At 35.0% G+C, this 23,481-nt stretch carries 20 protein-coding genes and 5 pseudogenes; 7 read left to right on the forward strand and 18 right to left on the reverse strand.

Features of this window, described 5'->3' with window-relative positions; translation table 11 throughout:
* Positions 1-160: 160 nt before the first annotated feature.
* Genes bioD through OM966_RS00020 form a run of 4 tightly spaced genes read right to left on the reverse strand, consistent with a single transcriptional unit; the run spans position 161 to position 3,264 of the window.
* Positions 161-772, reverse strand: coding sequence for a dethiobiotin synthase (gene bioD, locus OM966_RS00005; protein WP_065095357.1), 612 nt, complete (start codon positions 770-772; stop codon positions 161-163).
* The gene (locus tag OM966_RS00010) at positions 757-1,515 is read right to left on the reverse strand and encodes a methyltransferase domain-containing protein (protein WP_264328346.1); all 759 of its coding nucleotides are present in this window, start codon (positions 1,513-1,515) and stop codon (positions 757-759) included. The genes bioD and OM966_RS00010 overlap by 16 nt, the downstream gene beginning before the upstream one ends.
* Complete coding sequence (locus tag OM966_RS00015) at positions 1,478-2,131, reverse strand: alpha/beta fold hydrolase (RefSeq protein WP_065095355.1); 654 nt, start codon at positions 2,129-2,131, stop codon at positions 1,478-1,480. Before OM966_RS00015 ends, OM966_RS00010 begins: the two co-directional genes overlap by 38 nt.
* The gene (locus OM966_RS00020; RefSeq protein WP_264328347.1) at positions 2,128-3,264 is read right to left on the reverse strand and encodes an aminotransferase class I/II-fold pyridoxal phosphate-dependent enzyme; all 1,137 of its coding nucleotides are present in this window, start codon (positions 3,262-3,264) and stop codon (positions 2,128-2,130) included. Before OM966_RS00020 ends, OM966_RS00015 begins: the two co-directional genes overlap by 4 nt.
* 24 nt (positions 3,265-3,288) lie before the next feature.
* On the opposite strand from OM966_RS00020, the gene bioB reads away from it, so the two are divergent.
* On the forward strand, positions 3,289-4,239 hold the full coding sequence (bioB, locus tag OM966_RS00025; RefSeq protein ID WP_405197130.1) for a biotin synthase BioB: 951 nt from the start codon (positions 3,289-3,291) through the stop codon (positions 4,237-4,239).
* A gap of 484 nt (positions 4,240-4,723) precedes the next feature.
* On the opposite strand, the gene OM966_RS00030 is transcribed toward bioB, so the two are convergent.
* The 4 genes and pseudogenes from OM966_RS00030 to OM966_RS07280 form a co-directional block, all read right to left on the reverse strand.
* The gene (locus OM966_RS00030) at positions 4,724-5,380 is read right to left on the reverse strand and encodes a hypothetical protein (protein WP_264328349.1); all 657 of its coding nucleotides are present in this window, start codon (positions 5,378-5,380) and stop codon (positions 4,724-4,726) included.
* Between the two features lie 174 nt (positions 5,381-5,554).
* Positions 5,555-5,827 (reverse strand): annotated as a pseudogene (locus OM966_RS00035) (TrbC/VirB2 family protein); the annotation flags it as partial.
* A 2-nt stretch (positions 5,828-5,829) separates the two neighbouring features.
* Positions 5,830-6,135 (reverse strand): annotated as a pseudogene (locus tag OM966_RS00040) (DDE-type integrase/transposase/recombinase); the annotation flags it as partial.
* A 7-nt stretch (positions 6,136-6,142) separates the two neighbouring features.
* Positions 6,143-6,924: pseudogene (locus tag OM966_RS07280) on the reverse strand (IS5 family transposase).
* Between OM966_RS07280 and OM966_RS00055 the strand changes: the two are divergent.
* The 3 genes from OM966_RS00055 (at position 6,916) to OM966_RS00065 (ending at position 9,033) form a co-directional block, all read left to right on the forward strand.
* Positions 6,916-7,188, forward strand: coding sequence for a hypothetical protein (locus OM966_RS00055; RefSeq protein ID WP_065095500.1), 273 nt, complete (start codon positions 6,916-6,918; stop codon positions 7,186-7,188). The pseudogene OM966_RS07280 and the gene OM966_RS00055 overlap by 9 nt on opposite strands.
* A gap of 57 nt (positions 7,189-7,245) precedes the next feature.
* Entirely contained in the window at positions 7,246-7,368 is a 123-nt protein-coding gene (locus OM966_RS00060) for a hypothetical protein (RefSeq protein ID WP_264328351.1), read from the forward strand.
* Between the two features lie 351 nt (positions 7,369-7,719).
* Entirely contained in the window at positions 7,720-9,033 is a 1,314-nt protein-coding gene (locus OM966_RS00065; protein ID WP_264328352.1) for a hypothetical protein, read from the forward strand.
* 293 nt (positions 9,034-9,326) lie between these two features.
* On the opposite strand, the gene OM966_RS00070 is transcribed toward OM966_RS00065, so the two are convergent.
* From OM966_RS00070 to OM966_RS00095, 6 genes and pseudogenes are all read right to left on the reverse strand, one after another.
* Entirely contained in the window at positions 9,327-9,455 is a 129-nt protein-coding gene (locus tag OM966_RS00070; protein ID WP_264328353.1) for a hypothetical protein, read from the reverse strand.
* A 101-nt stretch (positions 9,456-9,556) separates the two neighbouring features.
* Positions 9,557-11,059, reverse strand: coding sequence for a recombinase family protein (locus OM966_RS00075; RefSeq protein ID WP_264328354.1), 1,503 nt, complete (start codon positions 11,057-11,059; stop codon positions 9,557-9,559).
* Positions 11,053-11,409: pseudogene (locus tag OM966_RS00080) on the reverse strand (DUF2924 domain-containing protein); the annotation flags it as partial. The pseudogene OM966_RS00080 and the gene OM966_RS00075, both read right to left, overlap by 7 nt.
* Before the next feature lie 199 nt (positions 11,410-11,608).
* On the reverse strand, positions 11,609-12,556 hold the full coding sequence (locus OM966_RS00085) for an IS110 family transposase (protein WP_264328356.1): 948 nt from the start codon (positions 12,554-12,556) through the stop codon (positions 11,609-11,611).
* Between the two features lie 118 nt (positions 12,557-12,674).
* On the reverse strand, positions 12,675-12,854 hold the full coding sequence (locus tag OM966_RS00090) for a hypothetical protein (RefSeq protein WP_264328357.1): 180 nt from the start codon (positions 12,852-12,854) through the stop codon (positions 12,675-12,677).
* Positions 12,855-13,880, reverse strand: a pseudogene (locus OM966_RS00095) (IS110 family RNA-guided transposase).
* A 993-nt stretch (positions 13,881-14,873) separates the two neighbouring features.
* On the opposite strand from OM966_RS00095, the gene OM966_RS00100 reads away from it, so the two are divergent.
* Positions 14,874-17,720: an ankyrin repeat domain-containing protein gene (locus OM966_RS00100; protein WP_264328358.1), complete on the forward strand. Its 2,847-nt coding sequence runs from the start codon at positions 14,874-14,876 to the stop codon at positions 17,718-17,720.
* 72 nt (positions 17,721-17,792) lie between these two features.
* Here OM966_RS00100 and thyX read toward each other — a convergent pair whose 3' ends face one another.
* The 4 genes from thyX to acpP form a co-directional block, all read right to left on the reverse strand.
* Complete coding sequence (gene thyX, locus OM966_RS00105; protein ID WP_264328359.1) at positions 17,793-18,647, reverse strand: FAD-dependent thymidylate synthase; 855 nt, start codon at positions 18,645-18,647, stop codon at positions 17,793-17,795.
* Positions 18,648-18,656: 9 nt separating this feature from the next.
* A complete protein-coding gene (gene murA, locus OM966_RS00110; protein WP_264328360.1) occupies positions 18,657-19,934 on the reverse strand; it encodes a UDP-N-acetylglucosamine 1-carboxyvinyltransferase in 1,278 nt (425 codons plus the stop codon).
* Between the two features lie 122 nt (positions 19,935-20,056).
* Positions 20,057-21,325, reverse strand: a complete 1,269-nt coding sequence (gene fabF / locus OM966_RS00115; RefSeq protein WP_264328361.1) for a beta-ketoacyl-ACP synthase II — start codon at positions 21,323-21,325, stop codon at positions 20,057-20,059.
* A gap of 12 nt (positions 21,326-21,337) precedes the next feature.
* Complete coding sequence (acpP, locus tag OM966_RS00120; protein WP_264328362.1) at positions 21,338-21,598, reverse strand: acyl carrier protein; 261 nt, start codon at positions 21,596-21,598, stop codon at positions 21,338-21,340.
* A 145-nt stretch (positions 21,599-21,743) separates the two neighbouring features.
* Here acpP and OM966_RS00125 point away from each other — a divergent pair, with 145 nt between their 5' ends.
* Both OM966_RS00125 and OM966_RS00130 read left to right on the forward strand, forming a co-directional pair.
* Positions 21,744-22,535 carry a polyprenyl synthetase family protein gene (locus OM966_RS00125; protein WP_264328363.1) on the forward strand — a complete coding sequence of 264 codons (792 nt, stop codon included), beginning with the start codon at positions 21,744-21,746 and terminating at the stop codon, positions 22,533-22,535.
* Entirely contained in the window at positions 22,528-23,469 is a 942-nt protein-coding gene (locus tag OM966_RS00130; RefSeq protein WP_264328364.1) for an FKBP-type peptidyl-prolyl cis-trans isomerase, read from the forward strand. The genes OM966_RS00125 and OM966_RS00130 overlap by 8 nt, the downstream gene beginning before the upstream one ends.
* Positions 23,470-23,481: the final 12 nt, after the last annotated feature.

Consider the following 23,481-nt stretch of genomic DNA (forward strand, 5'->3'; position numbering starts at 1 on the left):
TGCAGATTTACCCACCAACTGGAAATCAGATCGAGGTATGGTTTATTATTCTCATCATAAAGATATGACCCATGAGCTTTCTTAATTGCAATTGGAAATTTGGCTACTTTCTCTTGCGTAAAAGGATGCCATATGATTTTTCTGTCACGTTCGCTTAAATTCATTGTTCCAAGATAGCTTTTAATCGATTTGAGAGTGGTATTTGCATCAGATGTTCTCTATCAACTTGTTGCAGTTTGGGTACTGATGCTAACACCTGTGCTCTACCATAAAATTCTATTGCTTCAAGATTATCTTGATTGGGTAGTCCATTTAAGATTATCCCCAAAATAGGAATATTTCTAGCACGTAGCGCTTCTAAGCTGAGCAATGTGTGATTAATTGTGCTAAGTGTAGACCTTGCAACTAGAATTGTTGGAATGGCGAGTTTTTTGATTAAATCGACCATTAGTGTGGTTTTATTGATTGGAACTAAAACTCCTCCAGCACCCTCTACGATTAAGTTATGTGTTTTGGGCAAGCTAATCCTATCGATATTAATGCTATCATTCTCCAGCGAAGCTGCCAAGTGGGGAGATAGGGGTCTTTTATAAACAAAATTTTCTTTATAAACGTTGGCGTTAGTCAAATTGCTCATTTGATGACTATCTGTACCTAGAGTACTTCCAGTCTGGATGGGTTTGAAATACGAATACCCAGTGTGTAGGCAGAGCCAACTGCTTATAGTAGTCTTACCAACGTCGGTATCTGTTCCTGTTACAAAGATCTGCATCTACTTAAAATTCCAAAAAATACTTTATAGGTAACATTAATCTTGCCAGTATAGGTTTTTACGATCTTCCTTAGATCAGGAAAAAAAATTGCTTGGCTACTTTGATTTGCTCCTAGATTCCTAAGGTATCTAATAAATTCACTTGCGCTTGGAAAACACAATGTGAATTCTTGTGAGTCGAAAAAATATTTTTTTGGTTTCAGGTGAAGTAAATAGCTTTCTAATTCTTGTTTAGATGGATACTGATGAGTTGGTGCAGGTAATAAGGATTTTGTAAAGACTCTAGACCATTCATTAAATGTACCATCCAGTAAACACGAAAAAACAAAGACATTTGAACTATTGTATGATTTCTTTATCATCTTTTTTAAATTGCGCACCCATTGAAGTGCTAGGTTTGAAATGGTAAGATCGTGAAAGCCAAAGTCTAGTGTTTCCATATCGCCTAAGATGAATGCAACTTCCTTATATACTGCTAATTTTTCTTTTGTTTTTGCCAACATACTAGGTGATATGTCATTTAAAGTGAACTTGCTTTGCAGAAAGAAACTAAACAAAATTTCTGGAATGTAGCCTGTACCTGTACCCAAATCTAAAATAGATCGTGGATGAAATTCAGGAAAACAACTTTTTAACAAATTGATTAGCTTTGCAGCACATTCTTTTTGAACAAAAGCTACATTATCATAAGACGAGCTTGCTCTGCTAAAATTGTCCTGTATGTATCTCTTTTGTAATTCCATTACAAAAACTTATAATTTGCTCGTACACAAAATGATATTCGCATAACCCTAGACTATGGTAACCTCTGCTATGCATAACAACTTTAACATCTTTATTGAAGTTATCATAGATAAGTTCCTGGGGTACGATTGTATCATTTGTTGCACCTAATATTAATAGTGATGTGCGTGGTAGCTGATGTACTGTGGTGAGTAGCTCTAAATCCTGCATTAGTTTTGCTTTATTTAACCGATTAAAAGAGTTGTAGTTTAAGCCGCATTTTTTATGGAAGGACATCAGGGTATCTACTGGATCCATTCGAAAGTGCTGTATCATCGTTTTCAACTCTAACTTGCGTTTTTTGTGTAATCGTAAATCAAATCCTAAAAAATTGATAAAAGCTTGTACACCGATAAGTCCATTAAACTTTACATTTAAGGAAGCTAGTTTTATTAGTCCAAGAGAATGTCCAATACCAATAAGTGCACCATCTTCTGGTAAGTTTAGGTTTTCTTCTCCAAAATAACCAAGATCTAAACAATAGTAAGGAATTTTAGAAAAATATTTATTTATAAGAGGTTGAAAGAACTTATAATCAAATCCCCAACCGTGACAAAATACAAAGTAATAGTTCATATTTGCTGAAGAACATGCACTAAATAGTCTAGGTTGCTTTCAGTATGATTCACATTGAGTGCAATACGTAATCTTGATGTTCCAGAAGGAACAGTAGGTGGACGTATAGCAGAAACAACCAACCCTTGTTTCAAAAGCTTTTCTTTTGCACTCATTACAGTATCCTCATCACCTAGAACTATTGGTATAATGTGTGTAACTGAATTACCTGTGTTAAATCCAAGATTTTGCAGGTTGTTTCTCAAATTTGCAGCCTTAAAGGATAAAGTCTGGCGTTGATTAGTAAAATGTTTTACTAAATCCCAACTTTTGGCTGCTGCACCAATTATCATTGGAGAAAGAGAGGTTGAATAAATAAACCCTGGACATTTATTGATTAGGTAATTCTTTATAACATTAGAACAAGCAACATACGCACCAAAGCACCCTAAAGCTTTACTAAAAGTACCCAAGACTAGATGTGGAACTTTCTGAAGGTTAATGTAGGTAGATAAGCCATATCCATTACGACCAATAATGCCTGTTGCATGTGCTTCATCTAAATACAGAAAAGCTTCATATTCCTTACTAAGAGCAAAGATTTCCTCTATTGATACAATATCTCCATCCATACCGAAAATTGTTTCAGTAACAATGAACTTCGATCTTAAGTCATTTTTAAATTTTATAAGTAAATTACTCAAGTGATTCATATCGTTATGTTGATACCGTACAAACTCAGCATCACTTAAAAATACAGCTTGATATAAACTTGCATGATTTAATTTATCAAAAAAGACAATAGGCTTGTTACCCAACACTGATTGATCTAACAAGCTTGCAAGAACCGTTATATTGGCCTGAAAACCTGAATTAAAGATAAGAGCTGACTCAGTTCCTTTGTCTTGGGCAATCCTCTTCTCAAGGTCTTCAAATATTTTTTTATTACCTGAAAGCAACCGAGAACCAGTGGATCCTACTCCAAACTGTACTCCAGAGAGCTTTGCTGCATCAAATAGTACTTCTGACTGACTTAGGCCAAGGTAATCGTTGGTAGAAAAGTTGATAAAACTCTCCAGGATAGCTTTTGGCAATTGGCGATATTTTCCTTTACTCTTTAGTATATTATGATATTTTTCATATGGTTTATACATAACCTATCTATTAAGAGGTGTTAAATTATGACAGAAGAATGGGCTTTTGCCAAGGCAGAACAAATCTTTAATCTTCCATTTCCTGAGCTAATTTATACAGCACAAACAGAACATAGGAAGCAATTTAATCCTAGTGGAGTGCAAATTAGTACACTTTTAAGTATTAAAACAGGTAGCTGCCCAGAAAATTGTTCTTACTGTCCCCAATCAGCACACTATAACACCGAGTTACAAAAAGAGCCTTTGTTAGAAATTGCTGAGGTAATTGAAGCAGCAAAATGTGCAAAAGAGGCTGGAAGTAGTCGTTTCTGTATGGGAGCAGCTTGGCGTGGTCCACGTGATCAAGATTTAAAAATTGTTTGCGAAATGGTCAAAGAGGTGAAAAAATTGGGCCTTGAAACGTGTGTGACTCTTGGGTTGTTAAAAGATTACCAAGCAAATATGCTAAAGGAAGCTGGCTTAGATTTTTACAACCATAATATTGATACATCTGAAGAATATTATCATAAAGTCATAACTACACGTATTCTCCAAGATCGCTTAAAAACGTTAGAACACGTACGCGCATCTGGGATTAAGGTCTGTTGTGGTGGTATTCTTGGTATGGGTGAGACTAATGAGGATCGAATAAAAATGCTAGTTCTCATTGCTAATTTGGATAATCCTCCAGAATCAGTACCAATTAATATGCTGATAAAAATTCCTGGAACTCCACTTGAGAATGTGGCCGACGTTGATCCGTTTGATTTTGTTCGTACTATCGCAATAGCCAGAATTATGATGCCAAAATCTTATGTACGTTTATCAGCTGGGCGAGAAAAAATGTCAGATGAATTGCAAGCATTGTGTTTCCTTGCAGGTGCTAATTCAATTTTTTACGGTGAAAAGCTACTTACAGCTCAAAATCCACTACCTGAGCAAGACAATCACCTATTTCAAAGATTGGGGTTACGAAAACTTCATATAGGAAATTAAAGGAATTTCTGCATTGACAGAAAAAAAGATCTATTTCTTATTATAATTTTGCCTAAAATTTTTTTCATTCTTGGGTATATTACCATTAATTTAGCATTATATATTATTAAAATCTCAAGCAAATCAACCATTTCCAGTGGTCAAAACCAAGAGCGGTGAGAGCTTTTTGTTTTGGGATGGATTGGACTACCAAGTGTACCGTTCGAACTTTTCTTTATAATAATTCTACTATACCACAAAACTAGCTATATTAGCCTATTTTTGCCGCATTTAGATATGAATTAATTTACTTAGTTTTGTTACAACAATTTCAAGCTTTTATTTTCACAACGCTGCTTTTATTTAAATCGCTCTCACGAAGGTAGGTACTTTTTTGTGGTTTTTGTAAAAAGTAAATAACTAAATTTGTCATGGCACTAATAGGCTGATGTTTTTATAAAATCTTTTCTATATTAGTTCAAGCCTTTCAAAAATTTTAAATCTCTCATATCTGCCAAGAAGGACCTGCAACTGGTTCATTAGTTACGTTGTTAAATGCAGGGCTTGCTGTTTGTGCTAAATCTGACATTTGTAATTGCATCATTATCTTCTCGGCTACTTTCTGTTCCTCTTTTAATATTTTTCTTTCCTCCTCAGCAGCAGCTCTTGCCTGTTTTATTTCTGCAATTACATGAGACCTCAATTCGTTGATAGCCACATCATCAAATTTTAAGTCATCTTTTGCAGATTCATTTTCTTTTTGTTCACGCTTAATAAAGTTTTTGTTTAATCTATTAAATTCATCATTTAACTTCGACAACTTATCAAATTCTTCCTTACCAATAGATTGCTTACTCTTTAACTCTTCTTTGAGGCTTCTGTATTCATTGCAAATACCCTTAATTTTTTCTTTATAGTCTGTATTTAAAACTAGAAAAGTATATTGTTGCTCTAAAGATTCTTCCGCAGCCTGATTACATCTGATCTTCCTAGATATATTGAATAAATCTTCTGCTTCATCATACAATAAACTAATAGCTTTTACTCTTGCCTGCACTTCCTCTCCAGCTTGTATCGCTTTTTCAAGGCGTATTTTGGCTTCTTTTACCTCTCTCTTAAAAAAAATACTCCATTTTTGTTTTGCGGCAGGTCTTTCATTCATCCTGAAATTAGTACATACAATTTCGCAGCAGGTCTTTTTTCATCACGCTTCCGATAATTTTTATTTTGTCCTACTTTACTCTGATTAGATTTAAGTAAATGATACAAGAAGTACCACTTACCTAAAACTTTTGAGACTTGCAGCATCTTTCGTTTGCAGGACTAGCAGAAGGCTCTACTTACATGATATTGCATCCGGTTTTATTGCACTTACAACTGTAGGAGCGCCGAAAAACACAGCAGTAAACGTACCCAATGCAAAAAGCGCAGGCCACGGCATTCTGCCGAATATTGCAAGCAAAGCCGCACCTATTATCACTATCGTGATCATCGGTCCACCTAGTTTGCGAGCGTACTCCATTATTTTACATATTACGTCTGCTGTTGTGTCCAGTCTAGCTCCAGTTCCATCTACAGCTACAGCTTCAAACGCAAAAGAGAGAACTAATACATACGCTCAACTTGTCCATTTGTCCAAGGATGGCTAACTTTTGTTAGACGATGCTCAATATTATTTTCTTCACAAACACTATCGAATATGTGTTGAAAAGCGTTCTTAAGGTGCTTCTGATTGGTAAACTGTATACCGTTATCTGTCAAAATAGTGTGGATTTTATATGGTAAAATTTTAATCAAATTACGTAAAAACTCAGTAGCTATGAGTTTTGTAGCACTTTTATGCAGCTCAACATAGGTGAATTTGGATGTTCTATCTATTGCAACAAACAAATATAACTTTCCTTCTTCTGTTCTTAGAACCTGTTTAAAATCTCCTCAATAGAAGAGAGATGAAGGAAAGAACAACCATTTGTAGGCTAGTGTTAAGTTTTCGCTCGCAATTTTTCCATAACCGTCTACATTTTTCTAACCAAGCAAAAGATCTCTCAACAACCCATCTTTTTGGTAATACAGCAAAAGAGTGTAATTCACTTCGCTTTATTACTTCAACAGTTGCACCAATAATGGCTTTTATTTGTCTTGCAAAATTTTCTCCTGTATAGCCTGCATCAACTAGTATATTTTGAACTTCAGAGAGGTTTTCTCTTGCATTCTCAACCATTCTCACAGCACTGCTACGATCGGTTGTTTCTGCCGTTGTCACATAAATTGCATGTGGTAACCCTTGAATATCAACTGCTATATGACGTTTTATGCCTGAAATCTTTTTGCCTGCATCATAGCCCTTTTTTTCAGCAGTATCTGTGTTTTTTACACTTTGAGCATCAATTATGCAGAAACTGGTTTTCTCTTTCCGACCACTGTTTTGTCGGACCTCTCCAACTAATTTTTTTTAAGACCAATTCCAGCAAACTTGGTTCTTCTCCATTTTTTTTATTCCACATTTGAAAATAGTAATATATGTTTTCCCACCTTGGAAACTCTTTTGGTAACATTCTCCACTGACAACCACTTTTTAGCACGTCCACAAAATACTTCGTATATATCAATTAATCTTGGTCTCGTTTTCTTTTTCCTACTTTCTAAAATTGGTTTGATTTTTTCAAATTGCTCTCGACTTATGTCGCTTGGATACCTTTGACTCATTTATATACCTCATTATTTACCTGTTCCTACTTTAGCTCATCTCTTTGGGATTTTAAACAGGTTCTTACAGAAGGCAGCGATGTAATATTAACTTTCTATACTAGTTTGGGAGAATTAAAAGTTAGATTATGCCCTCATGAAGAAAATAAAAATTCGATAAAAGTAGAAGTGAGTAAAGAAGGTGCACTTCTACTGAAGGAAATAGAAAGTTACAATAAAGGAATAGAAGATTGTGAAGAAATAGGACAAAATTGCTTATTGTGAGGTTTATCGTTTATTGAAGCTATAGACCGAGGAGTTTTTCCTAGATCTGGTGGATTAATGCGTCCTGAAGTAATAAGCGAATCCAATAAGCAGAAGGGTTCATGGGTAAAACGTAAGATGAAGATTCAAGAAGAGTTTCTGATTCTAGGAGAGGAATTGCTAGGTAAATTATGCAGCTAACCACTTTTGCATCTGGAGTGATTTTGCTTTAGTATATAATCAAGTGTCAGTTTCTGTAACACTGTTCTCATCCCAACTGTGAATTAGATTTTAGGTAAATTATTGAAAATCATTGCTTTTTTAATTAAGTTTGATCAAATTTAAAAGTAGCGTATGCATCATGCGGCTAATATCAACATTCGTTATTGGGAACACAAATGATAAATTTGTTTAACTTCTCAATTATAGGCAAAAACAGCTCTTTTTCATGTGTTTTATAACTAACGGAAATTGGTATTAGAAAAATTATACTTGCATTAGCTTTCATTTGTGCTAATTGTTGTAGATAATGTATTCATAGGTTAAGGGAGTATGGTGTTAGAATGTATTTCAAAGAATGAGCAGGTTTATGCAAATGGTGGGTTAGCTAATGAAGAACAGCATACGGAACGTTTTGGTCGGCAAACCATTGAAGGCAATGCATCATTGTTAAGTCAAGAACAAAGTGATGATGACTGGAATGAGTCCGTTATTGAAGACAAAAATACTGTTGTTGAAAGTTCTTTTGTTCCAGAGAACTCAATTTTAATGAATTTAACAAATCTGTTGACTGAGAGCGAAAAAGTTTTGATTAATGAGTTTCGTGAAAAGATGGAAAATATAATGAAAAAGTTTCATGAAAATAGATACGAAAATTCTGCAGAGGTCACTCTAGAAAAGATAGAACATTTAATAGATGAGTATTTGAAAAGGAAAATAAGACTAAATTTATGCTGTGATCAATATGAATGCACTGTGTCAAATTTTGTATTCAGCAAAATAATTGATATTGCTAATAGTGTTATTCGTATAACTCCTACTACTAGATCACGGTATAAAGAAAACGGGGAAGAGGCAATAGATGAGTGGGAGGAGAGTGAAAAACCTTTATTCAGTATTGTCAGTAAGCTATTATTAGCAGGTGCGAAAATAAACTCTGATTTTTACGATCATAGAATGATAGATGAAATTATGTACGGAAATGATGAGCCTATTTTTGCAGAATGCGAAAAAATTAAGAAAGAACTAAAAAGTATAGCATATGAAGGTTTAGTAAACAAGAATGAACAAGCTCAAGATGATGATCTAACAGTAGAAGTGGATAACAATCTTGCTTTTTTTAGGTGGCCACAAAACAGTATTGTTGAAGTTGTGAAGGTTATAAATAGTAAGGTGAATGAAAATTTCAATATAGAAAGTGGCATTTTGCAGATTGGAGAAAGTATAGTAAGAGTTGAAAGTGTAGGAGGAAAAAGGAACTACACAGATGTCTTAGAAGGTAGCATCGAGATGTCTTTTTCTACTGAGGTAGGAAAGATTAGTATTTATCTAGGTCCTAGGGATGAAGGTAGTAATAGAATAAAGGTAGAGCTTGATGAAAAGAGCAAGGAGAAGTTTGACAAGTTAAAAGATCAATCAAGTCTAGGGGAAAGCTGTCTTTTAGGGGGAAAAAGTGTTTTACAAGCTGTAAAAGGTGGAGATTTTGAAAGAAACTGCGGAATACTTATAGAGTTAGCTGAAACTATTAAACAATCAGATTTTGTAGTGAAAGAATCAGGTGTTCCTTCTACTCTTATGAGGTCAATTGATAGTTTAGACCAACTGCAAAAGATGGAAGCTTCGAAAGGAATATTAGTATGTTCATAAGGTAGCTAAAATTATTAAATAAAAGAATAGTAGGTAAATAAGTATTGAGTTAATAATTTAGAGATTGTTCTAGAAAAGTTTACCATTTACCTGAAGCTTTGAGCATAACATTTTGTCCTCGGTTTGAAGGAGATTGTGTAATAACATACAGGTCTATGTCTTCCACTTTCTCGAGCTTGGTTATACAGCGCAAAACCCATACACGTCATTCCCACATCTGCTGCCACTGCAAAATGAATGGAAATGTTCAAAACATAAAGTGCAACACAGCTTACCAATAACGCTGATACCAGTTACAATTGGTTGATTTGATGTTTTTCGTATATAGGATTTCCTTTACTATAAAAACATGGTTCTATTTCAGCAGAAAAGGGGTTGTTATGTGAGTTTGACTCTTGCTCAATAGTTTGCTCTGGTTTCATATATAAATTAAAAATCTTTACTATTCATACTAATATCCTCATATAATTTAATGTCAGTTTTTGTAACACTGGTTCACGTCAAGACTATTCATTTCCTTTTGTTAAACGGTGCAATTAAAACCATAAAATCTCTTCATTTGTTCACTCCACAGTACCGGCATTTCCCTCAAATCAGCTAGCTTTAAACTTCTTGGCTGTCTTCCATTTACTATGTCTTCTTTAATTTTTGGTGCTAAATAATTCAACCTCAAAATTTGCTGTATACGTCTTGTACCTATATTAATTTTAACGCTCAGCTCTTTCAGACTTGCATATTTTCCTTCCTCTAGCTGACGTTTCCACAGATGGGCTCTCACCACTGCTTTGAGTAACGCATTATTTGTTTTTCCTTCTGGTTCTACTACTGTGCATTTATTTCCTTTCTTCTTTATTGGTATAAATTTTTCCTCTGATTCAGAATGCACTTCTATTCCATCTTCTTTCACCAATACTGTTTTTATTAACTTTTTCACTACTTCCTTCTGTTTTCCAAAACTTAAATTTTCCCATTTTTCTTTTCTTGCTCCTTTTTCCCAATTTTCATATAAACCTTCTGTTCTCTTCATTATTTCCTTTTCTACTTCTCCGGCTACTATTGTTCGATTTACTGATTCACAATTCTTTCCTCTTAAATGGTTATTACATATATAATATCGGTACCTTTTATTTTCTTTTTTTGAGTATGTCAGCGTCATATTTACACTGCAGCTCTTGCACTTAATTATTCCCCTAAGCAATGCTTCCTCATATTTTACTTTTCTATATGGTTGATTCTTTATCAATTCCTGCGCTTTTTGCCATTTTTCTTCTTCTATTATCGCCTCATGCTTTCCTTTATACTGTTTCTCATAATGTCTTATCTTTCCCATGTATATTGGATTTGTTATTATTCTCCTTACCGTTGCCTTTTTAAAGATATCTGATTTTGCTTTCGTTCGATATCCTTCTCTGTTTAACTCTCTTGCCAATGCTGCCATTGACTTCAGCTCTACATACCTTGCAAATATATGCTTCACCGTCTTTGCTTCTTTTTCATTTATTATTAATTCCTTATCTTTTACATCATACCCTAGCGGCAAAGTTCCTCCCATCCATAAACCTTGTTCTTTTGATGTTGCTATTTTATTTTTTACTCTCTCTACTATCATTTCTCTTTCTAGTTGCGCTGCTCCTGATAACACTGTTTGTACAAACTTTCCCATTGGCGTATTATTGTCAAATATTTGTGTTACTGCTATAAAATTTACTCTATGCCTTCTAAAAAATGACGTTACTTCTATGCTGTCTTTTGTTTCCCTTGATAACCTGTCCAGCGTATATACTACTACACAATCTACTTCTCCTGCCTTTACATCTTCAAACAATTCCTTTATCGCTGGTCTATTTAAATTACTCCCTGAAAAGCCTCCATTGTCATACTTTCTTGCCAATGCTACCCAGCCCTCTTTGCTCTTTATATATTTTTCACATGCTACTCGCTGCGCGTCAAGACTATTAAACTTTTGTTCTAGACCGTCTTCATTCGATTTTCTTGTATAAATTGCGCACCTTACTTCTTTTAGCATCTTTTCTCCTTGTCTCTCATTCCAAATAGGAGAGGCCGATTATAGCTCATTCCCGTTATTCTGCCTGCTACTGCTGATAATGACGTATAAAATTCTTCTCGGTAGATTAAACCCTTATCTGTTACCATCACTGCATGCGTCTCTTCACCCCTTTCTAATATCAGCTCCGTTCCTGCTACTGGCAATTTGTCACTACTTATTCTTTTTCCCTTCTCTAGCCGATCTGCTAGATACTCTAGTCTTTTTGCTACTTTTCTTGACATTTCTCCATACGCTTCCTCCTGCATTCTATAAGCTAATCTTGGTATCAGATATTTCTTTGAGTATCTAGGCGTTTCTTCCCCAAATATCAACTATGTTTTTTTAAAAATTTTTTATTTGTAATTTTGCAACTTCATATGGGCAATAAAAACCCATTTGTTATAGAAACAGAATTTTGTATCAAACAGCCACCACAGCAATAACTGAAATTGGTTAATGAATATGCGCGTCCACACACATTAAAAGCGCATATTCATTAACCAATTTCAGTTATTGCTATGTAAATTTTTAAATATGCAAATTAACTGCTTCTTTAAGCCTTGCATTAGCAATCACTATTATTTTACGCATTAGAGCTGTTATAGCCACCATCTTCTTCTTACCACTTTCAATAAGCTTAGAATAAAAGGCACTAAGTGCAGATTTGGACCTTGTAGCAGCCATGGCAGCTGTAAAAAGCTTTGAACGAACGTTACTTCTTCCACCTATAATCCTTCGGTAGCCAATAGCTTTACCACTTTCCTTAGGATGAGGCGCAACACCTGCAAGGCTTGCAATTTGCCTTTTATTTAAAGAACCAAGTTCCGGTATGAGACACAATAAACATTGAGAGGTTTTTCTACCTATTCCAGGGACTGTTTCAAGAATTTTTTGGCATCGTTGCAATTCAGGATTTTCATTGACTATTTTTTGTATAGCTTGATCAAGCTTTTCTACCTGGTTGTTGAGGAATTCAATAGCTTGTTGACAACTTTCCTTAATGTAATCATTTCCAGGAGTTTTTAGCCTATTCTTCTCTTGAACAAGCATTTTCGTAATATCGTCACGACGCTGACAAAGTGCAAACAAGGTGGTTTGTTCTTTTGAGATAGGTGTAAATAGCTGCAAATGTCCACAACGCTCAGAACCATATTGGGCAAGCGCTTTTGCATCAAGACTGTCGGTCTTTGCCAAAGTTCCATGAGATAGAATGAAGTTTTTAACTTGACGAGTATTAGCACGATGCACAGCAATGTTTCTATCAATAAGAAAATACAATAAGCCAAGCTCATAACCTCCTGTAGCTTCTAAAATTACCATGGAGTTGGGCAAGATATTTGAAAATTTTTGGTAGAGTTGTTTCCAACCAACACAACTATTGTCAAATTTGATGACACCTTTTTGTTCATTAACTGCAGTAAAAAATTCAAGTTTTCCGATATCAATGCCAATAAAATTTTGATAAGATGTAACCATAAAGAACCTCGAGAGTTTAAGTTAAAATTTAAGATTGTAAACGGGTGCATATATATGTCCCAAACAACTATTCAAACGTCTCGAAGGATAGGCTTGAGTACCTTGATATCTACGTATGTTATAATACTACCGTCTTACGGTTGCTCAAGCCTGGCGATAACCACATTTTTATAGAGTTATCTTTCTTCTTGCTTCTTTTTATATCACATTTCCAACTTACAACCTTCTTGTACGTCAACAAGAAAATTACAAAATAAGGCAATATTTCATATAAGATTGAAAGTATTTTTTTTAACAATCAGCTAAGTAAACCTTCCTCCAACAGCTTTGCCCTGTAGTTTTTGATATGATCTGGATCAAAAGCCTTCTTTGAACTTAGAACACCAAAAACAATATGGAGTAACTTATGCATCGCAGCTCCCACAATGGCCATATTATGCTTGCCTTTTTTTTTAATCTCTTGCAAAAAGTCATAATAATAGGATTGTGATTTTTAGCTACTATAGCAGGAAAATACATTGCCTTACGTAGTGTTCGTGAACCTGATTTACTTAATCTGGGCTTGGCATATACAGAGGAACCTGACGTTATATTTCGTGGTATAGCTCCAGCATATGCTGCCAATTGCCTGGCATTTCTAAAAGCTTTTATGTCAGGAACTTCAGCTAAGATAGCTATTGCTGATTCCTCTCCTATGCCTGAAATAGTTAATAGAAGTTGAAAATTTTCCAACAACTCTTTGTGTTGCTTTAATAGTTCACGTATGGAGTTTTTTATTGTTTCTATTTTTTGAGCTATATTCATTGCAAGGTCTTCCCAAGCATTTGTAACTTCTTTAGGCAGTCTCTCTTTTTTTTCTAAGTGGTTATTTACTAATGTCAATTCATCTTTTAACGCAGCCGAGCAACGATAAAGATGTTTTAGTTTTTTTAACTCAGGAGAAGGTGGTGTCCAACCACTGTCTTTGGCAGTAATCAGCAATAATTTCCGCATCGGTCTGATCATTCTTTTGTCGTACAAGCTTACTTATTGCATAAGATTTTATGCAATAAGGATTTACAATACTTACAAAATGTCCAGCATTGTATAGAAATTCAGCCAGAGCTTCACTATAACAACCAGGAGCTTCCATACAAGCTTTCACTTGCTCTACGTTATGTTTTTGTAGAAAGCTCTGCAGACCTTGAAACTCATTATCATCGTTCTTAAAGCTTCTTTTCCTAGTTTCATGTTTTCCTTTTTTACTTATAAATGAGAGAAAAACATCAAAGCGATCTTTTGATACATCTATTCCCAGAAAGTTGTTGATCGTATATAACCCCATACGTTACCATTAGAAATGAAAAGTAAGGCTATTCTTGCGGATACAGAATTAGAACCATTTAGGTCTTTCTACGATACCGTCCAGCCTATACCTTTGAGAAGGGAGCTCTTATCTACTTGACAGATTTTATATCTAAGCCCTATGACAGAGTGCTTCCCTTCTCCATCTAATGCTTAAGCTTAAAACATTAGATGCTTTTTACAAGATACAAGCCTCTTTCTTGTCATCCCAGTGCCCAGACTACTTGGATCCAGAAAACTTAACTTTAAATAAGTGGCTGCATAATAAAGACTAGATTCCAGCGTCACGCGCTGGAATGAAACCATTTTCGGTCTCTTAAATTGCTTTAGCTACAAACATTAAGAAATTTACCAAATAAAAAAAAGGCAAAAGAAATCCCATTGGTGGTTGGCTATTTACTATGTACTAAAATATCGGCGTTTTTTTATTCTAAAACGCTTGATTAAGAGCGATTTAGCTGCTTTTAACTTGCAACTAACCTACACCGCAAGTGTTTAAGAAATTTACTAAGCAGGAAAAAAGGCAAAAAAACCCCGTAGTAGCTAGCATTCAAATTCTCCCTTGTCAATTTGACGTTTTTTGCTGTCTTAAACGCTTTGTAAGCGCGTTTCGGCTTTTATAGGTAAAAACCTAGAAATTTTTAAAGACATGCGATGCACGTAGTGCGAAAAATTAAACATGAGACGCCAAATACCCTAAGTTTTTTGTCATTAACCTGCACAGATTGCGAAGATAAATAAATAGCTTCAGTTTCATGATAAGGGGGCTGGCGGAGTTTGTAAAGTAATTTTTTGTAGCTCTCATGACTTAAAAAGCTGGATTCCAGCTTCACGCGCTGAAATGACAGATTACTGTTACCTTATCTAGATACAGAAAAAAAAATCTTAATACTTAACACATTTTTCATAGTACACACCGTATGATTGATAAATAAAATAATGAATAGATTTACATAATGTTTGGAGGCTACCAATGGTCAACGACAAGATTACTTTGAACTTTGAGATAGAAAAAGGCGAACCTATAGATCAATACTACTTTTCTGCACGTATGAGGCTTACAGATGAAAGCAAAAATCTTTTGCGTGAGAAGCTTGGCAGTACAATTCAATTCGATAACCTAGATGATCACTTCAATCTTAACCATGAGAATTTTTATATCTACTACAATAAATATAGTGAGCACAATGGTAGAAGTGAGCTATACGTTAGGGATGATAACGGTAGATATTTAACTTCCAATCTTCCACTTAATCACTATGGATTCTCAATGGAACTATCATCTGATAGGGCGTCAATAGCAGATTATGGCTTTTATCCTCTTTATGCAATCTATAACCCAAATCACTATGATAAGGCAAAGGAAAAAGTATTTGATGATCACGGTGAATTGTCACCAATTGCATCAAATATGTTAGATAATTTTTTCAGCAACACAAATAGCTTAACCACACAAGAGATGTTTTTACAGTTGCAAAATGAAGCTACTGAAAAAGAGGAGAAATTGATAAGAGAGAAAAGACAAGCAGAAGAAGAATTAGATCAAAAGAATGAGAAATTAAAGGAGTTCATAGAAAAAGGTGAAATTACCTTGTTTAAAGTGGTAAAAGGTAATGACGTAGGTAACGGGCGTTCAGAAGTAGTTTTACAGTTTACTGCAGAAGGTAAGGGGACAAATGAAATTACCCTTGATTCCGAAAAATTCTATATAGCAGATTATGAAGAGAGTGAATTCTTGCATTGTGTTAGCTCTGATTATGACATGCTACTTGATTATGAAAATTTATTTTTCGCGCTCAATCAAAGCTTCTACTCAGACTTTGAAAGTGGGTTTTATTCAGCAGACAGCACTGATCCCTGTAATTACGCTAAATATTCAAAGGAACCATATTTGAGTGGTGATAAGCTATCTGAAAAATTATCTCATGAGTTGGAGAAAGATAGTAACCAGATAGATGCAGAAGTTATGTTTAGTGATCAACCTATGAACGAAGAAGTTACAGTGAAAAGTGAAGTCAAATCTAGAAAGAAAAGGGCAGTTGAAGAAGATAATGCAGAAGATACTATAGGAAACATAAATGAAACAAATGAGGTAACCGGTGCGACGCGTTTGCACTCTGCTTCTTTATCAGGGGATTTGAATGAAGTTATCGAACTTGTAGAACATAGCGCAAATATTGACGCGAAAGATAAAGCCGGACAAACACCGCTACATCATGCTATTAAATCAGGAAATACAGAAATAGCAAAATATCTTATCGATCAAGGTGCAAATCTCAATTCTCAAGATATTTATTACGAAGGAACTGATTACTCTTGTTTTAAGACACCTTTGCACTATGCCATAAAATCGGGAAACATGGAAATAGTTGAATACTTAGTGGAACATGGTGCAAATCCTAATATTCCAGTTGCTCACAATCTCAGGCCGCTCGACTATGCTATAAAGAACACAGCTTTAGTAAAATATCTTGTGGACAATGGTGCAGATATTAATATACGTAATCCGATATTCCATTTTGTTAAGCTAGGTGACCTGGATATGGTAGAATATTTAGCTCAACATGGTACAGATCTTAATGTCAAAAACACCTCTGCTCAAACACTACTACATTATGCTATTGAACTCAAACATACAGAGATAGCTAAATACTTAATAGATCACAATGTAGATATTAATACTCGAGATATTAGTTCTGGTAAATCTCCATTACATTTTGCCATGAGCATGAAAAATATAGAGGTAGCAAATTACCTAATAGAGCATGGTGCAGATGTTAATGTTAAAGATAGTTACGGTTTAGCACCTTTACACTTTGCTGTTAATTTAGGAAATCAAGAGATATTAGAATATTTAATAAAGAATAATGCAAATATTGAGGTTCGAGATAGTGAAGGCTGGACACCACTTATTCATGCAGTAAGGCATGGGCAATTGGACAAAGTAAAGTACCTGATAGAGAATGGAGCTGATGTTGATATTCGTGGTAATGAAGGATGGACGCTATTTGAGCATGCTGAACAATGGATAGATGATAGAAGAATATTAAAGGATGTAATCAATAATGATAGAAAATATGCAGATGCTGCAAGTTGGGAAAAGACTGGAAAAGATATGCTTGATTACCTTAAGGGAGTTACAAAAAATACTATACAGGAAGAAGAATCTAACTATATAGATCAAATGCAAGCAGATGATAGCAGCAGTTATGTTGAAGATCAACCAGCTTTGCAAAGCAATCGTGACGGTTATGCTGACATGGAAAAAGCTCTGCAGGAGAAATTGCATGGAGATGAAATACGCAAGCAAAGTAATGAGAAAGCTCAAAAAGATATGGAAACAAGAAAAGTCACTGTGGAAACTGACAGTAGCAATAATAAAATTGAAAAACAAGCAAAACCAATAGAAGACGAACAAGAAACTGTTATGGCAAGTGTGATAGAAAATATGGATAAAAATTCTGATAGTGAAGCAGAAGATTCTAACAGTATTGCAAATGCACAACATCCCTTTAAAATAAGGACAGGAAGTCCTCTTGAAGTGGGAAAGTATGAGGTGGAGCTGCAAGTGACATATGATGATATAAAGAATTTTTATGATACCGTACGTGGTAAATATCATGCTGGTGATGGATATAACTACGAGCAAGTAATGGTTTTATATAATGAAATTGTTAGGCCAGCATCGCAGCATTATGATAAACCATTTACCCTGCCTAAGGCATACATAACAGATGGTCATCTATTTGTTCAAAATAAAGATTTTGGAACTTTGGATGATTTTAATGAGATGTTCTATAAAAGTGATGAGTTAATGTGATGTAAAAAGCAAGATTCAATTTGGTGAACGAGAGTTAACTGACAGAGGAGATTGACGCGTATGCCTTTATCTTTAAAATTGTTTATCAAGTATAGACATCAGCTCGTCCCATTCTCTTTTACCAATATTACTTTCTTCTCTGGTAACGTTTTCCCCTTTAATTAATTTGCGAATTATTTCTAGACCAGTTCTTGAAATACAAGCTGATTCTAGGCAATATTCGACAAAGGCATTGTAGGCCAATGGGACCCATTTTTTTATTATATCCAGCATAACTTCTGCATAAACTCTGATTTCATATTGGGCATGCTTATCAGCTCTAAGCTTCAAAAAATGAAGGAGGTTATGCAGATCTATTTTCCAATAAAATTGCGTGTAGTAATTAAGCGTTAGATTAGTTCGGGCAATTTCTCTTGCAATCCCCTGCTCAATAAATTTCTCATAATGAGAATATACTAAATTAGAGTCATTTGTTAGAGAATCTATTATTTCCTTTGAGGTATCCGGATCAAAAGCTTTACCGCTACCTTGTTTATTATTATCAGATTGTTTTGCAATCTGTTCTGGTTTTGGTATATAAAATTCATTGTCAAGTATTGAATATCTTGCCGAATATTCATTCACATTTGCAGTTCTATGCCTTATCCATTGCCTTGCAACAAAAATTGGAAGTTTCACGTGAAACTTAATTTCACACATTTCAAATGGAGTTGTATGATGATGTCTCATTAAATACTTTATAAGTGCTTCATCCTGACTTATCTGTTTTGTTCCCTTGCCATAAGAAACACGAGCAGCTTGAACTATAGCGCTATCAGAGCCCATATAATCCACTACTCGAATAAATCCATGGTCTAATACCTTATGTTCTTCATATAAGATTTCATCTATTTCTTTTACTGTAGTTCGTTTAGTTGCTTCATTCATAAAATATCCTCAAGATGAAATGGAGATATCAGCTCCACATGAATTGAGTTTTTCGTGCATTGCTTCATATCCTCTCCATAAATGATGCGAATTATTTATTGTAGTTTCTCCACCAGCTACCAAAGAAGCAAGTACCAAAGCTGCTGTTGACCTTAAGTCAGTGGCACACAGATTAGCTCCAGATAAGCTTTTTATTCCACTTATAGTAGCTTTGCTTTTCTCGATGCTGATATTAGCGCCTAACTTTCTCAATTCATCTGCATGTGCAAATCTATTTTCAAAAATGTTCTCTTCAATTACTGATATCCCATCAGCGATGCACATTGCAGACATCAGTTGTGGTTGCATATCACTGGGAAAGTTGGGGTATGGATCTGTTGCAATGTTAGCAGACCTAATAGAGCAACTTTTTCTGGAAATCATAACCCCCTCATTATATAGTTCAACATTAGCCCCTATAGCCTTCAATTCATTCACAATACATCTTATATCAGATAGACTTATTCCTTCTAACTCCAACTTACCACCGGTTATTATAGCAGCTAGTGCATAGGTGCCTGCTTCTATGCGATCTGGTATTATTTTATGAACACATCCATTTAATGCTTCAACTCCTGTTATTGTGATCCTTGTATCACTAATCTCAATATTAGCACCCATTTTCTTTAGGAACTCTATTAAATCAAGAACTTCCGGCTCCGTTGCAGCATTGTTTATTATTGTCACTCCTTCTGCAAGTGTTGCTGCCATTATTACATTTTCTGTTGCACCAACGCTTATTTTCTCAAGTATAACTTCTTTTCCTTGTAGCTTTCCTTTCACTGTTGCAATTATATTACAGCCTTCAACTTCAATTTTAGCTCCCATTTCTTCTAATGCTTTGATATGCATATCAACGGGACGCTTTCCGATATTGCATCCACCAGGAAAGACTGTTGTGATTTTACCAAATCTACTGAGAATTGGACCTAGCATTAAAAGAGATGCTCGCAGCTTACTTGCAGTTTCGTGTGACATTACGTGATTGTTGATATTACTGCAATCAATTTCCAAAGTATGATTTGCTTTATAATCTTTATTGTGTGTAAAATTCACTTTCGCTCCAAGACTCTCAAGCAGCTTAGACATTAGATGCACATCAATTAAATCAGGTACATTATGCAAAATTACCGAGAAGCTACTCAATAGACTTGCTGCCATTATTGGTAAAACAGCATTTTTTGAGCCATTAATCTTGATTTTTCCGACCAGAGGTTTATGGTTACTACTTACTAATATTTTGTGCATTTAATTAAGCTAGATCTTACCAAATAAGTATAGTAAACCGACAGTAAAAGGCAAATTACAGATAATATAGCTATCACAGATCATAATGTTCGTACATTTTAGCTATTCAGCAGCAAAATTGATTACACTTGTCCAAAGATGAGCGATGCATTAGTGCCACCAAAACCAAACGAATTAGAAAGTGCATATTGAATTTTATGCTCCTGAGCTTTAAACGGTACAAAATTTAAATCACATCCTTCTGAAGGTTTATGTAAATTTAAGGTTGGCGGAATAATTCCATTATTTAATGCAAGAATACTGAATATTGCTTCAACGCTCCCTGCAGCACCAAGTAAATGTCCTATAGAAGATTTAGTTGAAGAAACAGGTATTTTATAAACGTAGTCACCAAATAACTGTTTCATTGCTATTACTTCAATTTTATCTCCAAGTGGCGTTGAAGTTCCATGTGCATTGATATATCCTACTTGATTTGGATTAATTTGCGCACTTTTTAAGGCAAGCTGCATTGCCTTAAATGCGCCTCTTCCTTCTGGATGTGGTGCTGTAATGTGGTGCGCATCTCCTGTGAGTCCGTATCCAGTAAGTTCTGCATGTATTTTTGTCCCCCTTTTTTTTGCATGTTCGTATTCCTCCAGCACCAATATACCTGCTCCTTCACCCATAACAAAACCATCGCGTTCTGCATCCCATGGCCTTGAAGCTTCTTCCGGTTTATCATTGAATTTAATTGATAATGCCTTCATAGACGCAAAACCTGCAATTCCAACTCTACACAGTGCACTTTCTGCTCCACCTGCAATCATAATATCCGCTTCACCAAGTTTTATAGTTCTTGCTGAATTTATGATTGCATGCGCACCTGTTGCACATGCGGTTACTGCTGAATCGTTTGGACCTGTAAATTCGTATTTAATAGAAATATGGCCAGATATCAAATTTATTAGACTTGCAGGGACAAAAAATGGACTGACACGTCTGGGCCCTTTTTCCTGCATGGTAATAACATTTTCCTGAATTGACGGAAGACCACCTATACCAGAGCCAATAGTTACGCCAACACGTTCTCTATCTACTTTTGAATCTTCTAAAGATGAATCTTCCACAGCTTGAATCGCTGCTGCAATGCCGTAATGAATAAAACGATCCGTTCTTTTTAGATCTTTTTCAAAAATATAACCTACAGGATTAAAGTAATTCTCAATGTTATCGGATTGCACAGGCACCTGCCCTGCAACCTTGCAAGCAAGATCAGAAGAGTCAAATCTATCTGTATTGATTGCTTTTATGCCAGACTCGCCTTTTATCAGCCTTGACCAAGTGTTGTCAACATCTGCCGCTAGTGGAGTGATTAAACCAACACCAGTGACTACTACTCTTCTGCTCATTTACACTCACTATTAGCCTTTTTTACTATTAATGTACTCAACTATTTGCTCCATAGTTTCCATTTTTTGTGCGTCTTCATCTGGAATTTCTATTCCGAACTCTTCTTCTGCTGCCATGATGATTTCAACTGCATCTAAACTGTCTGCACCATGCTCCGAAAGCCTTGAAGAGGTGTTGAATTTCTCTACATCCTTACTAATGTGCTCTAGTATAATCTTTTTCACTTTCTCTTCTATGTCTTCTCTAGTGCTCTTTGCTAGTTCGCTATTCACATTTCTTACCAAAAAAATAACCTATTCTTTGATGTTATAAAAAATTTTTATGTTTGCAATATCTTTTATAACTGGTAAACTACAGCAAAGTTTTCTACTGCCCTAGCTGGCTAGCGTTACGTGCTAAACAATTAACAATTCAAAAATGCTAGACGAAACAACAAAAAATTTGCTTATTGTAGAAGTAAATAAACTTTTACCAGAAAATAGCGAGAATAAGCTTATATCAGCTATGCGTTATATACTCCTTGCTCCTGCAAAACATATACGCTCCTTTTTAGTCGTAGCTTCATCGCGAGTGTTTAACGCGGAAGCTAAAAAAGTAATATCAGTTGCTGCAGCAATTGAATTTGTTCATGCTTACTCTCTAATTCACGATGATTTACCGTGCATGGACAACAGTGATACTCGCAGAAGCCAGTTAAGCTGCCATAAAAAATTTGATGAAGCAACAGCAGTGCTTACCGGAGATGCACTACTTACTCTGGCTTTTGAGGTATTATCTTCGTTAAATGAGAAATGCTGTGAAATCATGAAAGTTCTTTCTCAGGCAATAGGAATTAGGGGAATGGTAGGAGGACAGATTTTAGATATTGGTACAGATTTTAACAAAATAAAAGAAATTCATTTGATGAAAACCGCAAAACTATTTGCAGCTTCATGTGAAATAGGTGCTATAATAGGGAATGCTACAGATAAGCAACGTAAAGCGTTATATAACTACGGGATAAACCTAGGGCTTATCTTTCAAGCTAAGGATGATATTGAAGATTACGAACAAGATAAAACAAATAATCTAATGTCTGTACTTGGTAAAAGTGAAGTAGAGGACTATATAGACGCCCTCTTTAAACAAGGCTTGGATAATTTGAGTGCACTTTCAGGGGATACTAATTATTTATATGATTTATTGAATCAAGTAAAGAAAGATGGTTAGAAAAATTATATTACAAATGCTTATTTCCATAGTAATGATTCTCACTTTAACCTCTGCTTTTATGTTTACTATTGTCTATATAAACAAAGGTAAACCGGGAAAAAAGGACAAGCTTTATGAGATAAGTGCCACGCATGGTGGTTTGATACAGACAATAGCACATTATCTAGTGAAGCCAATACTTGAATCAGCACTCGACCGCTATATTGAAAAGCATGGGCTAACAGAATATTTAGAAGAAATGACGCAGCAAAAGGAAGAAGATTCGATAAATTTTTATGAAATTACTGAAGGCAGTGGCAGCAAGGCTTTCTGTGGCATGGAAGTCCTATTGCAAATATATAAAATTTCTAATAATAACTCAGCAACACTCCCTAGCAAAGTTTCTGATGTTACTTTGAAAATAGGTCAAGATGACCTAAAAGAAGTGGGTTTAGGGGTGATAGGTATGAAAGAAGGCGGAGAGCGTGTAGTTACTATTGCCAATGATAACAAAATGAATTTTAATTCTTATTACGTCAAATTGATAGAAGTAAAGGATAAATATCCCGACTCAGTGAATAATCTGATGGTTTTTAATGACTTAATTAACAAGACTGGAAAACAAGTAAGGTGCAGTGATGAGATATCAGTTAAATATAGCGTAAAGGAGCATAATGGGGAATATATAGTTAAAGATCAAACAGTGCAATTTAGAGTTGGCGATAAAAAAATACCACTTGCTATAGAGCTTGGAGTTGTGGGAATGAGAGCTGGTAATAAAAGAACTATTCTTTCTCCGCCTGACCTTTTGACTATTACTGACGATATGTTAATAAAAGACATAGATTATGATGAAGAAAATATCTCAATAATTGACTTAAGCTTAGATATTAAGCAAGAGGTCGCAGCACACCATTCTACTGTTGAAAAACAGCCTAAAGAATATAGCTGAAATTTTAGGTTT

The organism is Wolbachia endosymbiont (group A) of Andrena hattorfiana, from assembly GCF_947179565.1.
In the GTDB taxonomy this organism is placed as follows: domain Bacteria; phylum Pseudomonadota; class Alphaproteobacteria; order Rickettsiales; family Anaplasmataceae; genus Wolbachia.